Below are 13498 nucleotides of genomic sequence, written 5' to 3' on the forward strand. Positions count from 1 at the left end.
GCAGCCAGCGCCGCCACATACCTGGATCGACGTAGACTCATGTCCGTCACCCCTGTTCCAGTTGCCGGGGAATCCCCTGGCCGTCGATGGCTTCGCGCACATGTCTGGCGCCGAGGGTGAAACCGTCGTTGGCTCCCCCGGCAGCGGCGTCCACAATCATCGACGAGTAGCTTCTGGTGTTGTCACCCGCACTCCGGGCAGCGTGCTCGACGACTGTGCGGGTGGAGTCTCGTGCGCTCTCCATGTCCTGCGCGTTCTTGTAGACGACTTCACCGGAACTGTCCTTCAACGCCCCCTCGGTGATGCCGCCGATAATCTGGTCGGCCGCGGCGCCGGCCAACTCCGCCGCCACCACGGCGCCGGGACCCGCTGTCGGCGAGACGGCGAGTCCGACACCGATCCCGACCGCGGTCCCACCCCAGTCACCGGCCGCTTGGATGGCCGAGTTGTATTCGGCGTCCTTCTTCCCGCCTTCGGTCTCACTCTCGTACGCCCTGCCTGCGCCGATGATCGCCTCGACCGTGCCTGACGTTCTGCCGATATTCGTGGCCGTCTGTTTCAGGCGTTCGTGCTCGGTGGCGTCCTTGTCGGTGAAGTAGGCGTCGGGATTCTCGAAGTGGTAGTGCATGAGTTGTGTGGTGTAGCTGTGCTGCGCGAGATTCACCGCCGTGTACCCTTCCGGGTTCCGCCCGAGTGCGTAGAGGAATCTGGTGGCATCGGTGTCGTGCAGTTGGGCTGCTGAACCGGCGACAGGGAAGAGGGAGGTCGTCCTTTCGGTGGAAGGATGGAAGGCGCGTTGGATGTCCGGCATGTACTCACTGGTGATCTGACCCAGGCTGTCGGACATGAACCCGTGCTTGGTCAGCCGTTCCGAGTCGTCGGACACCGACGCGACGATCCTCTCGAAGAGCTTCACCTGGCCATCGTTGTGCGCGGGAGTGTCCGGCCCCGGGAGTTCACCCGCCGGATGGCCGGTGGTGGCGGCCTCCAGGGCGAGAGCCAGGTTGTTCCGGCCGGGGTCGACCTTGTCGCCCTCGGAGTTGGTCGCCTTGTCCCAGTGGCGCTCCTCGAAGAGGTAGTCGAAGTTGGTGAGCGCGACCTTGCCGTTGAAGCCGTTGTCGTCGGTGTCCCGTTCGAAGGGGGAGTTCTCCTTGGACACGAACTGCTGGTTGAAGAAGTCCGTCGCGGCGTCCGGACTGTTGGACAGCGCCTTGAGGTAGCCCGTGAGCGGGTCCTTGCCGTCGTCCGCCTCCAGGTGGTTGAGGGACGACGGCCCGAAGATGTCCGACCAGGCGTTCCTGGAGTCCTTGCCGTTCTGGCTGCGTTCCCGCTCGGTGGCCATCAGCGCCGTGCCGTAGTCCTTGAGGAAGCGGTCGTCGAAGTCGCCGGCCCGCATCAGGTTGCTCATGACCTGGAAGCCGAGGACGCCGTTGACGCGCTGATCGCCCAGGTCGATCATGCGGTTCTTCCACGCGGCCATGCCGGCCGAGTCGCTCTGCGTCGCCTCCGCCAGCGTCATGCTCAGGTTGCGCTGGAGTTCGCCGAGCTTGTCCTTGCGGGCGTCCAGGAGGGCTTCGCCCATGTGGCCGTCGTGGATGCCGGTCCAGAACTCGAGGGTCTTCCGCGGGCCGAGCGTGGTGGCGAACCGCTCGGCGAAGAGCGGGTCGTTCGCGTACTTCCGCAGTCCGGCGTTGAGGCGGTCGAACTCGGCGGGGGAGAGGTCGCCGGGCCGCTGCTCGGCGAGAGCCGCCAGATCCTCCGCCTGCCGGAGGGCCGCGGCAGGCGAGTCCCGGTCCTTGTGGCTCGCCTCGCCGAATCCGTACTTCGACTGGTCCGCCAGAGCCTTGAGGACCTCGCTCGCGGACTCGTCACGCGCGGTGGCGTCGGTGAGGATTCCCTGGATCTCGTCGCGCAGGGCCTTGACCTGGGACTCGTCGGGCACCTCGATCCCGGTGCCGGGGCCACCTGCCGGGACGTTCGCGACGACGACGAAGCCGTGATCACCGGACGGGCGAACCGTCAGGTTGTTGTCCAGTCCTCGGCCGACGGCTTCCCGCAGCTTCGCCCGGAAGCCCTTCAGCTCACCGGCCAGGTCGCTGAGCACTCCGTGGATCGACTTGGCCTGGGCGTGCGCGTCGGCGATCTCGCCGGCGGTCTTTCCGACGAACGCCTTGGTGACCTGCTTGTTCTCGCCCGCCCAGTTGGCCTTGGTCGCGGCTGCGTGCAGGCCCTTCTCGGCATCCCGGGACAGCTTCTCCAGGTTCCGGGCGATCAGTGACCAGTCCTCCACGGCATCGTCGAGCAGCTTGAAGTTGGCGCTCTGCAAGGCGTCGAAGTTCACGACCCGTCCCTCCCTGCCGTATTCACTTGTCCTTCTTCTCTTCACCGTGGAGCGGGTTCGGTTTCCCGGGCGGCCCGCTGCGCTCGTCGAAGTGCTGCTCGAGCGTCTGGATGCTGGTCAGCTCCCGCTGCACGTACGCCTCGTCACCGGCGTGGATCCTGCGGGTCACCTGCATGTGGTTGGCGATGTGTGCGCAGGCGTCCAGCACGCTGTCGAGCTGGGTGCGCCAGCGCTTCGCCACGTGCGCGAGCCCGGAGCCGACGGCGAAGCCCTGCGTGCTCAGGTCGCGGGCCGCCTTCTCGACGCTGGTGTTGTCCAGCCGGGCCTGGTCCCACAGGTGGTCGAAGACCGTCTGGGCGTGGTCGCCGATCCTGGCCAGGTCCTGCTGGTCGACGTTGAGGTCGCCCACGTGTCCCGGCCCGGATTCGGCCGGGTACTGGTTGACGCGCATCCGTCCGTCGCCGCTCGGGCGCCGAGCGGCTTCCGTCTTGAGCTGTTCCCATTCGTCCCATGCCATGCGTGTGCCTCCCCCGGGGGCGAAACGGGTCAGCAACCTATCAAGCAGGCAGGTTCCGCCCGACCGGTGGAGAGGAGGCTGTCTCACCGCACCCGCACAAAAGGGGCGGAGTGTCGCAGGACGACTCCGCCCCGTGGCCGGAAGTGTGCGGGCCGGTCAGCTCGCCAGGGTGTCGGCGGTGGGGGTGGCCACCGTGCGGCGGTAGACGCCGTCGCGGCGGTCGAGGTGGCCGAGGTCGACGAGGTAGCGGCGGAGGGTCACATGGTCGACGGGGGCGTCCTCGACGCACCAGGCGGCGAGGCGGTCGTCGACGGTCCGTTCCGGGTACTCGACGCCGGGCTCGAAGGTGCGCTCCGCGACGTGGCGCAGCACCTGCCGCTTGCGGTCCCAGCGGGCCGGGAGGCGGACCAGGCGGCCGTCGCGGACGAAGTTCTCCAGCAGGGCCTCGGTGGCCGGATTCCCGGTGCCGTGGTCCACGGAGGGCGCCGCGGGGCGGCGGGCGGCCTCACGGAGGCGGGCGTGGGCGACGGCCAGTCCCGCGTCGTCCTGCACCAGCGCTCCTCCGTCCACCAGGCGCTGCACGGCCTGCAGGGCGTCCTTCGGCCGCACCCCCGCCCGCTCGGCGGCGTCGGCCGCGGTGCGCGCGCCGAGGGTCACGGCGGCGAAGATCCGGGCGCGGGTGACGTCGGCGAGGAGACGGGTCAGGTCCGGGGCGTCGGTGGGTTCCGGGAGCATGTGGGGGCCTTCCTGGCGAGGGGCGGACGGGCCGTCGGGCGGTCCGGGCGGTCCGGGCGGCCCGGGCGGTCCAGGCTGCCCAGGGTGTTCGGGCGGTCCGGGGTGTCCGGGCGGTCCGGGTGGTCGACGGGTCCGATGATGGCCCGTCGGTGACTCCGGGCGCTTCCCAATTTCCGTGGGCACCCGCGCCGCGTGCGTCGCTCCGCGGCTCGGTCCCGCCCTCGCGGTTCCGGGCCTCCCGTCCGTGGCGCCAGGCCCGGCCCCCCGGTCCGTGGGCCCGGCCTCCCGCCCGTCGGCAGCCTCCGCGGTCCGCCCCCGCGCCCCCGGGGCCGAGCCACGGCTGCCGCGAGGCACTCCCGGTGACCGGGGCCCCCACCCCTCACCCCTCACCCCCCCACCCCTCACCCCCCCCACCTCCCCACCCGTTCCTCCGCCTCCACACTGGACGGACACACGCCACCCAGCGAGAGACAGAGGAACCGGTCGCGATGACCCCCGCCCGAGGGAAGCTCCGCATCTACCTCGGCGCCGCCCCCGGCGTCGGCAAGACCTGCGCGATGCTGGAGGAGGCCCACCGCCGGGTGGAACGCGGCACGGACTGCGTGGTCGCCGTCGTGGACCACCGCGACCGCCCCCGCACCGAGCGGCGGCTCGACGGGCTGGAGACGGTTCCCCGGCGGCCCGACGGGGAGGCCGACGTGCCCGCCGTGCTGCGGCGGAGGCCCGCGGTCGCCCTGGTGGACGACCTGGCGCACACCAACGCCCCCGGCGGACGCAACGCCAAGCGCTGGCAGGACGTCGTGGAACTCCTCGACGCCGGGATCGAGGTGATCACCACCGTCAACATCCAGCACCTGGAGTCCCTGGGCGACCTGGTGAAGTCGATCACCGGCGTGCGGGAGCCGGAGACCGTGCCGGACGAGATGGTCCGCCGCGCCGACCAGATCGAGCTGGTCGACATGTCGCCGCCCGCGCTGCGCCGCCGCCTCGCCCACGGCAACGTGTATCCCCCGGACCGGATCGACGCGCAGGTCTCCCACTACTTCCGCCTCGGCAACCTCACCGCGCTGCGGGAGCTGGCGCTGCTGTGGGTGGCCGACCGGGTCGACGAGTACCTGACCCGGTACCGCAGCGAGCACCGCGTCTCCGCCGTCTGGGGCTCCCGCGAACGCATCGTGGTGGGGCTGACCGGGGGACCGGAGGGCCGCACGCTGATACGGCGGGCCGCCCGGCTCGCGGAGAAGGGCGCCGGCGGCGAGGTCCTCGCCCTGCACGTCGCCCGCCGCGACGGCGGCCTGCCGCCCGCGCCGCCCCGGGAGCTGGCGCTCCAGCGCACCCTGGTCGAGGAACTCGGCGGCACCTTCCACCACGTCGTCGGCGAGGACGTGCCCACCGCCCTCCTGGAGTTCGCCCGCGGCGTGAACGCCACCCAGATCGTGCTCGGCGTCTCCCGGCGCAAGGCCTGGCACCACGTCCTCGGCCCCGGCGTCAGCGCCACCGTCGCACGGGACTCCGGGCCGGACATCGACGTCCACCTGGTCACCCACGCCGAGGCCGGCAAGGGCCGCGGCCTGCCGATCGCCCGCGGCAGCCGGCTCGGCCGGTCCCGGACGACGGCCGGCTGGGTGGCAGGCGTGGCCGGTCCCGCGCTGCTCACCCTCCTGCTGCTCGGCATGGGCGGCCGCATCGGCCTGGCCAACGAGATGCTGCTCTTCCTCGCGCTGACCGTCGCCGCCGCGCTGCTCGGCGGGCTGCTGCCCTCCCTCGCCTCCGCGGCCGTCGGCACCCTGCTGCTCAACTGGTACTTCACCCCGCCCGAGGGCACGCTCAGCATCTCCGAGCCCCGCAACGTGCTCGCCCTCGCGGTGTTCGTGTCGGTCGCCGTCTCGGTCGCCTCCGCCGTCGACCTGGCCGCCCGCCGCGCCCAGCAGGCGGTCCGGCTGCGGGCCGAGGCGGAGATCCTCTCCTACCTCGCCGGCAGCCTCCTGCGCGGCGGGTCCGGGCTGCAGGCGCTGCTGGAACGGGTCCGGGAGACCTTCTCCCTGGAATCGGCCGCCCTGCTGGAGCGCGAGGACACGGACGCCCGCTGGACCTGCGCCGGCAGCGTCGGCCCGGGGCCCGCCGCGGCCCGGCCCGAGGACGCCGACGTGGAGGTGCCCGTCGGCGACCGCATGGTGCTCGCGCTGTCCGGCCGGGTGCTGCCCGCCGAGGACCGCCGGGTCCTGGCGGCGTTCGGCGCGCAGGCCGCCGTGGCGCTGGAGCACCAGCGGCTGCGCCGCGAGGCGGAACGGGCCAGGGAGCTGGCCGAGGGCAACCGGATCCGCACCGCGCTGCTCGCCGCGGTCAGCCACGACCTGCGCACCCCGCTCGCCGGGATCAAGGCGTCGGTGTCCTCGCTGCGCTCGGAGGACGTGGAGTGGTCGCCGGAGGACCGGGCGGAGCTGCTGGCCGCCATCGAGGACGGCGCCGACCGGCTGGACCAGCTGGTCGGGAACCTGCTGGACATGTCCCGGCTGCACACCGGCACCGTCACCCCGCTGATCCGGGAGGTCGACCTGGACGAGGTGGTGCCCAGGGCGCTGGGCGGGGTGCCGCAGGACCAGGCGGGGCGGGTGGCGCTGGACGTGCCGGAGTCCCTGCCGATGGTGGCCGCGGACCCGGGCCTGCTGGAGCGGGTCCTCGCCAACGTGGTCGAGAACGCGGTGAAGTACAGCCCGGCGCCCGCCCCCGTGCGGGTGTCGGCCAGCGCGCTCGGGGACCGGGTGGAACTGCGGGTGGTGGACCGGGGGCCGGGCGTGCCCGAGGAGACCAAGGAGCGCATGTTCGAGCCCTTCCAGCGGCTCGGGGACGCCCCGCGCGGCGTCGGGGTCGGCCTGGGGCTCGCGGTGGCGCGCGGCTTCGCCGAGGCGATGCGCGGGGCGCTGACCGCCGAGGACACCCCCGGCGGCGGGCTCACCATGGTCCTCACCCTGCCGGCCACCCGCAGAGGGGTGGCCGGGGAAGCGGTCGCGGCACGGCGCGCGTAGTCTCCCGGAGGGCCGGTGGGTGGCACCGGCGACGCAGGAGCGACACGGAGAGAGGCGAACCCTCATGCCGCGCAGCACGGGGGAGGGGACCCACCGGGCGGGGCCCACCCGGGTTCTGGTGGTGGACGACGAACCGCAGATGGCGCGGGCCCTGGTCATCAACCTCAAGGCACGGCACTACGCGGTGGACGTGGCCGCCGACGGCGGGCAGGCGCTGCGGCTGGCCGTCGAGCGGCACCCGGACGTGGTCCTGCTCGACCTGGGCCTGCCCGACATGGACGGCGTCGAGGTGCTGCGCGGGCTGCGCGGCTGGACCCGGGTGCCGGTGATCGTGCTGTCGGCACGGCACAGCAGCGACGAGAAGGTGGCGGCCCTGGACGCCGGCGCCGACGACTACGTGACCAAGCCGTTCGGCATGGACGAGCTGATGGCGCGGGTCCGGGCGGCGGTCCGCCGCGCCGAACCGGTCGGAGCGCCCGACTCCGGCGGCGAGGGCGTCGTCGGGACCGGCGGCTTCACCGTCGACCTGATCGCCAAGAAGGTCAGCCGGGACGGCCACGACGTGCGTCTCACCCCGACGGAGTGGCACCTGCTCGAGATCCTGATCAGCAACCCGGGCCGCCTGGTGAGCCAGAAGCAGCTCCTCCAAGAGGTCTGGGGCCCCACGTACACCAAGGAGACCAACTACCTGCGGGTGTACATGGCGCAGCTCCGCCGGAAACTGGAGGACGACCCGTCCCACCCCCGGCACTTCATCACCGAGCCGGGGATGGGCTACCGGTTCGAGCTCTGAACGGCCGCGGTCGCGGCACGGGGGGTTGCGGGCCCGGCCCGGTATCCGATCTCGTGGGGGCCGGACCGTACGACGGGAGGTTCCATGCGGATCGGACTCTTCGCCACCTGTCTGGGCGACACCCTGTTCCCCGACGCGGTGCGGGCCACCGCCGTGCTGCTCACCCGACTGGGCCACGAGGTGGTCTTCCCGCCGGGGCAGACCTGCTGCGGCCAGATGCACGTCAACACCGGCTACCAGCGCGAGGCCGCGCCCCTGGTGCGGAACTTCGCCGAGCAGTTCGGCGACCCCTCGCTGGACGCCGTGGTCATGCCCTCCGGCTCCTGCGCCGGCTCGGTCCGCCACCAGCACGCGCTCGTCGCCGGACGCCACGGCGACGCGGCCCTGCGCGGCCGGGTCGCCGCCGTCGGGGCGAAGACCTACGAGCTGTCCGAACTGCTGGTCGACGTGCTGGGCGTCACCGACGTCGGCGCCCACTTCCCGCACCGCGTCACCTACCACCCCACCTGCCACTCGCTGCGGATGCTCCGGGTGGGGGACAGGCCGCTGCGGCTGCTGCGGGCGGTGGAGGGCATCGACCTCGTCGAACTGCCCGAGGCGGACGCCTGCTGCGGCTTCGGCGGCACCTTCGCGCTGAAGAACGCCGGGACCTCCGCGGCGATGCTGCGGGACAAGACCGACCACGTCCGCGCCACCGGCGCCGACGTCTGCACGGCGGGCGACTCCTCCTGCCTGATGCACATCGGCGGCGGCCTCTCCCGGGCCGGGGCCGGCACCCGCACCCTGCACCTGGCGCAGATCCTCGCCTCCACCCGCACCTCCCCCTGCCCGCTCCCGCGACCGGAGGCCGCCCGATGAGCAGCGGCCCCACCCGCCCGGACCGGCCCGCCGGCGCCTTCCTCGGCATGCCCGCCGTCCCGCCCCGCGGCACCGGCAACCTCCGCGGCGACCGCCCGTTCCCCGAGGCCGCGCACGACGGGCTCCGCGACGAGCAGTTGCGCCGCAACCTCGCCAGGGCCACCCGCACCATCCGCGGCAAGCGGCTGGCGGTGACCGGTGAACTCCCCGACTGGGAGGCGCTCCGCGACGCCGGGGCGGCGATCAAGGCCGACACCATGAACCGGCTCCCGGAGCTGTTGGAGGAGCTGGAACGCAAGGTCACCGAACGCGGCGGCACCGTGCACTGGGCGCGCGACGGCGTCGAGGCCAACGAGATCGTCACCCGGCTGGTCCGGGCGACCGGCAGCGACGAGGTCATCAAGGTCAAGTCGATGGCCACCCAGGAGATCGGCCTCAACGAGCACCTGGAGAGCCAGGGGGTCGCCGCCCACGAGACGGACCTGGCCGAACTGATCGTCCAGCTCGCCGGCGACCGGCCCTCGCACATCCTGGTACCGGCCATCCACCGCAACCGCGAGGAGATCCGGGACATCTTCCGCGCCCGTCTCCCCGGCGTCGACCCCGCACTGGACGCGGTGCCCGCGCACCTGGCGGCCGCCGCGCGCGCCTACCTGCGGGAGAAGTTCCTGACCGTGCCGGTGGCCGTCTCCGGCGCCAACTTCGGCATCGCCGAGACCGGCACCCTCTCCGTCGTCGAGTCCGAGGGCAACGGCCGGATGTGCCTGACCCTGCCCCGCACGCTGATCACCGTGATGGGCATCGAGAAGGTGCTGCCCCGCTACCGGGACCTGGAGGTCTTCCTCCAGCTGCTGCCCCGGTCGTCCACCGGGGAGCGGATGAACCCGTACACCTCGCTGTGGACGGGCGTGACCCCCGGCGACGGGCCCGAGGAGTTCCACCTGGTCCTCCTCGACAACGGCCGGACCGCCGCGCTGGCCGACCGGATCGGCCGCGAGGCGCTCCACTGCATCCGCTGCTCCGCCTGCCTCAACGTCTGCCCGGTGTACGAGCGCACCGGGGGCCACTCCTACGGCTCCACCTATCCGGGCCCGATCGGGGCGGTGCTCACCCCGCAGCTCGCCGGCATGGACGCCGCCCGGAAGGACCCCAACAGCTCGCTGCCGTACGCGTCGACCCTCTGCGGCGCCTGCTTCGACGCCTGCCCGGTGAAGATCGACATCCCCTCGCTCCTGGTCGAGCTGCGGCACCAGCACACCGAGCGGGCGGGCGCCACGGCGGAGAAGCTGGCGATGAAGGCCGCGGCCGCCGTCATGAGGCACCCGAGGCTCTTCACGGCCGCGCAGAAGGCGACCGCGCCGGCCCGGCTGGCCGCCGGGCGGGACGGGGTGATCTCCCGCCTGCCCCCGCCGTTCGACGGCTGGAGCGACAGCCGCGACCTGCCCGCCCCGCCCCGGCGGACCTTCCGCGACTGGATGGCCTCCGAGGAGGGCGCCGCGACCCTGCGCGCGGCCGCCGAGGAGGGCCGCCGCACCCGCGGCGGCGACCCCCACGAGGCCGCCGCCCCCGAGGGCGGACCCCGGTCCGACGCCCGCCCGGCCGACGCCCGCACGGCCCCCGCCCGCCCGGCCCACGACGACGCGGATCACGCCGATCGCGCCGCCGCCGACGACGAGGAGACACGGTGACAGCGACCGCGCGCGACACGGTGCTCGGCCGGATCCGGGACGCCCGCGCCCTGGCGGGTCCGCGCGAGGTGACGGTGGAGCGCGCCTACCGCACCGGCCGCACCCTCCCCGACGAGGAGCGGCTCGCCCTCCTCACCGACCGCCTCGTCGACTACAAGGCCCGGGTACGGGTCTGCACCGCCGAACACACCGCCCGAACGGTCGCGGAGGCGCTGCGGGAGCGCGGCGCCCGCCGGATCGGCGTGCCCGCCGGGCTCGACCCGTCCTGGCTCACCGCCCACGACGGGGAGGTCCTGCGGGACCGCGCCGACATCCCCGCGCCCCACCTCGGCGACCTCGACGGCGTGGTCACCGCCTCGGCCGTGACCTGTGCGGACACCGGCACCGTCTTCCTCGACGGCTCCCCGGACCAGGGCCGTCGCGCCCTGTCCCTCGTGCCCGACCTGCACGTGTGCGTGGTGGACCTGTCCTCGGTCGTCGTCGGCGTGCCCGAGGCGGTCGCCCGGCTGGTGCCGGAGCGGCCGACGACGCTGATCAGCGGGCCGTCGGCCACCTCCGACATCGAGCTGGAACGGGTCGAGGGCGTGCACGGCCCCCGCATCCTCGAGGTGATCGTCCGCACCGACGTCTGAGCGGACCGCCGCGGAGCATGTCGCCGGGCGACTCGCTAGGCGACCACGCGGAAGGTCTCCAGCTTCCCGTCGGCCGCGTCGGGCAGCAGCATCCCCGCCGCCACGCCGCTGCGGAGGTAGTCCACGACCTCCTGGGTGATCACCTCGCCGGGGACCACGGCCGGCACGCCCGGCGGGTACGGCGTGATCGTCTCCGCGGCCACCCGCCCGGCGGCCCGGTCGGCGGGGACGTGGTCGACGTTGCCGAAGAAGGCGTCACGCGGCCGGACGGCCTGCTCCAGTTCCAGCCCGCCCGCCGGGGGCAGCAGCACCCGCGGCGGCCGCTCGATGCTCTCGGCGTCCTTGACGAGCCGCCCCAGCGACTCCACCAGCAGGGCCTCGGTACGGTCGTCGTCGCCGTGGGTGATCTGCGGGCAGATCCGGAGCGTGTCGGCGGACCCGACGTCGACGTGGCAGGTGGCGCGCAGCCACTCCGCGGCCTGCATGCCGGTGATGCCGAGTCCGCGGACGTCGACGGTCAGCTTCAGCGGGTCGTGCTCGTGGGCCAGGCGCTCGTGGACGATCTCCTGGCCCATCACCGACAGCCCGGGCATGGCGTCGACCGCCTCCCGGATCCGCCGGGCCCGCGCCAGCGCGGTCCCCAGCAGGTCCCGGCCCTGCTCCACCATCTGCCGCCGCCAGCCGTCCAGCGTCGCGTAGACCAGCGAGGAGGAACTGGTGGTGCCCAGCAGGTCCTCGCGCTGCGCGAGCACCTCCGGGGAGATCCGGTCGCCCTTGAGGTGGAAGACCGAACTCTGCTCGATCGCGCCGCCCATCTTGTGCACGCTGGTGACCACCAGGTCGGCCCCGGCGTCCATGCCCCAGGTCGGCAGCTCGGGGTGGAAGGGCAGGTGCGCGCCCCACGCCTCGTCGACGATCAGCGGGACGCCGAACTCGTGGCAGACGTCGGCCACGCCCCGGACGTCCGCGCAGGACCCCCAGTCGGTGGGCGTGATCAGCAGCATGCCCTTGGCGTCCGGGTGCTCCTCCAGCCTGCGGCGCACGTCCTCAGGCTCCGGCGGATGGGCCAGGTGCCGCTCGGCGTCGAACTTGGGGTGCACCCAGATCGGGGTCACCCCGTTGATGATCACGGCGGCGATCACCGACTTGTGGGAGTTGCGGGAGATCAGCAGCTTCTCCCCGGGACCCGCCACCGCGAGCATCCCGGTCTTCACCGAGAGGGAGCTGCCGCAGGTGGAGAAGAACGTCCGGTCCGCGCCGACCGCGTCGGCCATCAGCTCCTGGGCGTCGGCGAGCACGCCCTGGGACAGGCGGCGGTCGTCGAGGCCGTTCATGTTGAGCACGTCGGAGGCGAAGACGCCCTCGCCGAGGATCTTTTTGACCCGGGGGTCGGCGCCGCGGCCCTGACGGTGGCCCGGCGGCCCGTAGACGACGTCCCCCCGCCGACGGAACTCCTCCAGCGCCTCGAGCACGGGTACGCGTGAATGATCCACGGGTCCTCCTCCTTCACGTCCGGCCTGCTACACGTCCGGCCTGCGTCATGTCCGGCCTGCGGGTCGGGCCACCGTGTACGGGTCGCCCCGCGCCCCGGCCGCAAACGCGGGCCGTCCACGTCCCGACGGGTGAGGACTGATCGCCGGAACCTCCGGGAACACGTGGGAAACCGCTCACCCGAGAGCTCACTAGAGAAAGGCCCCCGTGCGCACCGTCGGCGTCGAAGAAGAACTGCTCCTGGTCGATCCGGAGACGGGGGATCCCCGTGCCCTGTCCGCGGCCGTACTCGCCCGGGCGGAGCGCGACCCCGCGGACTCCGACGTGTTCGAGAAGGAGCTCCACGGCCAGATGCTGGAGTTCGCCACGCATCCCCAGTCCTCCCTCGCGGAGCTCGAGAAGGAGATCGTCCGCTGCCGGGCGGACGCCGCCCGGCACGCCGCCTCCACCGGCGCCGCGGTCGCCGCGCTGGCCACCTCCCCGCTCCCCGTGAGCCCTCAGGTCAGCACCAGCGAGCGCTACCAGTGGATGGTCGACCGCTACGGCCTGCCGACCCAGGAGCAGATGGTGTGCGGCTGCCACGTCCACGTCTCGGTGGAGTCCGACGAGGAGGGCGTCGCGGTCCTCGACCGGATCCGGAACTGGCTGCCCGTCCTCACCGCCCTCAGCGCGAACTCCCCGTTCTGGCAGGGCAAGGAGACCGGCTACCGCAGCTACCGCCGGCAGGTGTGGGAGCGCTGGCCCTCGGCCGGTTCGACCGAGCCGTTCGGGACGCCCGAGGAGTACCACCGCCGCACCGACGCGATGGTCGCCACCGGCGCCATCCTCGACCGGCACATGGCGTACTACGACGCCCGCCTCTCCGACCGGTACCCCACCGTGGAGATCCGCGTCTCCGACGTCTGCCTGGACGCCGACACGCCCGTGCTGATAGCCGCCCTGGCCCGCGGCCTGGTGGACACCGCGGCCGCGCAGTGGCGGGCCGGCGTGGAGCCCGCCGCCCCCGCGAGCGTCAGCCTGCTGAAGCTGGCGGCCTGGCAGGCGTCCAGCTCCGGCCTCGAGGGCGACCTGCTGCACCCGCTCACCTTCCGGCCCGCCCCCGCCCGCGAGGTGGTCACCGCCCTCCTCGAGCACATCGACGACTCGCTCCGCGCGAACGGCGACCGCGACCTCGCCCACCGCACGGTGGAGCGCCTCTTCGCCGAGGGCAACGGGGCGCGGGTCCAGCAGGAGGTGTGGGAGAAGACCGGCAGCCTGCGCGACGTCGTCCTGGAGGCCGTCCGCCGCACGGCCGCCGGCGCCCCCTGAACCGGCGGATCCCCCCCGCCGTCCGCGAAGCCCCCGGCCCGCCCCGTCCGGGGGCTTTCGCACGCCCGGGGGGCAGGGGGCAGGGGGCGGGGGAGCGGGGGAGGAAGGG

General features: G+C 73.3%; 10 protein-coding genes. 6 read left to right on the top strand and 4 right to left on the bottom strand.

Translation table 11 applies throughout. The features are described from left to right. Window positions 1-46: 46 nt before the first annotated feature. From ABZ836_RS12075 to ABZ836_RS12085, 3 genes are all read right to left on the bottom strand, one after another. A complete protein-coding gene (locus ABZ836_RS12075) occupies window positions 47-2341 on the bottom strand; it encodes a DUF6571 family protein (protein WP_361141532.1) in 2295 nt (764 codons plus the stop codon). A gap of 22 nt (window positions 2342-2363) precedes the next feature. Further along, window positions 2364-2858: a hypothetical protein gene (locus tag ABZ836_RS12080; RefSeq protein ID WP_356129582.1), complete on the bottom strand. Its 495-nt coding sequence runs from the start codon at window positions 2856-2858 to the stop codon at window positions 2364-2366. 156 nt (window positions 2859-3014) lie between these two features. After that, window positions 3015-3593, bottom strand: coding sequence for a DUF2087 domain-containing protein (locus ABZ836_RS12085; RefSeq protein ID WP_361141534.1), 579 nt, complete (start codon window positions 3591-3593; stop codon window positions 3015-3017). A 488-nt stretch (window positions 3594-4081) separates the two neighbouring features. Between ABZ836_RS12085 and ABZ836_RS12090 the strand changes: the two genes are divergently transcribed. The 5 genes from ABZ836_RS12090 (at window position 4082) to ABZ836_RS12110 (ending at window position 10590) form a co-directional block, all read left to right on the top strand. Continuing rightward, window positions 4082-6619, top strand: a complete 2538-nt coding sequence (locus tag ABZ836_RS12090) for an ATP-binding protein (protein WP_361141536.1) — start codon at window positions 4082-4084, stop codon at window positions 6617-6619. Between the two features lie 64 nt (window positions 6620-6683). After that, window positions 6684-7412, top strand: coding sequence for a response regulator (locus tag ABZ836_RS12095; RefSeq protein WP_356129576.1), 729 nt, complete (start codon window positions 6684-6686; stop codon window positions 7410-7412). 84 nt (window positions 7413-7496) lie between these two features. Next, window positions 7497-8270 (top strand): (Fe-S)-binding protein, encoded by a 774-nt coding sequence (locus ABZ836_RS12100; RefSeq protein ID WP_356129574.1) that lies wholly within the window; start codon window positions 7497-7499, stop codon window positions 8268-8270. Then, complete coding sequence (locus ABZ836_RS12105; RefSeq protein ID WP_361141539.1) at window positions 8267-9958, top strand: lactate utilization protein B; 1692 nt, start codon at window positions 8267-8269, stop codon at window positions 9956-9958. The genes ABZ836_RS12100 and ABZ836_RS12105 overlap by 4 nt, the downstream gene beginning before the upstream one ends. Further along, window positions 9955-10590: an LUD domain-containing protein gene (locus ABZ836_RS12110; protein ID WP_356129571.1), complete on the top strand. Its 636-nt coding sequence runs from the start codon at window positions 9955-9957 to the stop codon at window positions 10588-10590. The genes ABZ836_RS12105 and ABZ836_RS12110 overlap by 4 nt, the downstream gene beginning before the upstream one ends. A gap of 35 nt (window positions 10591-10625) precedes the next feature. Here the strand turns inward: ABZ836_RS12110 and ABZ836_RS12115 are convergent, their stop codons facing one another. Then, entirely contained in the window at window positions 10626-12083 is a 1458-nt protein-coding gene (locus ABZ836_RS12115; RefSeq protein WP_361141540.1) for an ornithine decarboxylase, read from the bottom strand. 205 nt (window positions 12084-12288) lie between these two features. On the opposite strand from ABZ836_RS12115, the gene ABZ836_RS12120 reads away from it, so the two are divergent. After that, complete coding sequence (locus tag ABZ836_RS12120) at window positions 12289-13389, top strand: glutamate--cysteine ligase (RefSeq protein WP_361141542.1); 1101 nt, start codon at window positions 12289-12291, stop codon at window positions 13387-13389. Window positions 13390-13498 lie beyond the last annotated feature (109 nt).

Source organism: Streptomyces sp. NPDC047130 (genome assembly GCF_040643475.1).
Lineage (GTDB): Bacteria > Actinomycetota > Actinomycetes > Streptomycetales > Streptomycetaceae > Streptomyces.

Coding starts and splice junctions, on each gene's coding strand:
- ABZ836_RS12080 (WP_356129582.1), bottom strand. CDS start 2,858: ATGGCATGGGACGAATGGGAACAGCTCAAGACGGAAGCCGCTCGGCGC.
- ABZ836_RS12085 (WP_361141534.1), bottom strand. CDS start 3,593: ATGCTCCCGGAACCCACCGACGCCCCGGACCTGACCCGTCTCCTCGCC.
- ABZ836_RS12090 (WP_361141536.1), top strand. CDS start 4,082: ATGACCCCCGCCCGAGGGAAGCTCCGCATCTACCTCGGCGCCGCCCCC.
- ABZ836_RS12095 (WP_356129576.1), top strand. CDS start 6,684: ATGCCGCGCAGCACGGGGGAGGGGACCCACCGGGCGGGGCCCACCCGG.
- ABZ836_RS12100 (WP_356129574.1), top strand. CDS start 7,497: ATGCGGATCGGACTCTTCGCCACCTGTCTGGGCGACACCCTGTTCCCC.
- ABZ836_RS12105 (WP_361141539.1), top strand. CDS start 8,267: ATGAGCAGCGGCCCCACCCGCCCGGACCGGCCCGCCGGCGCCTTCCTC.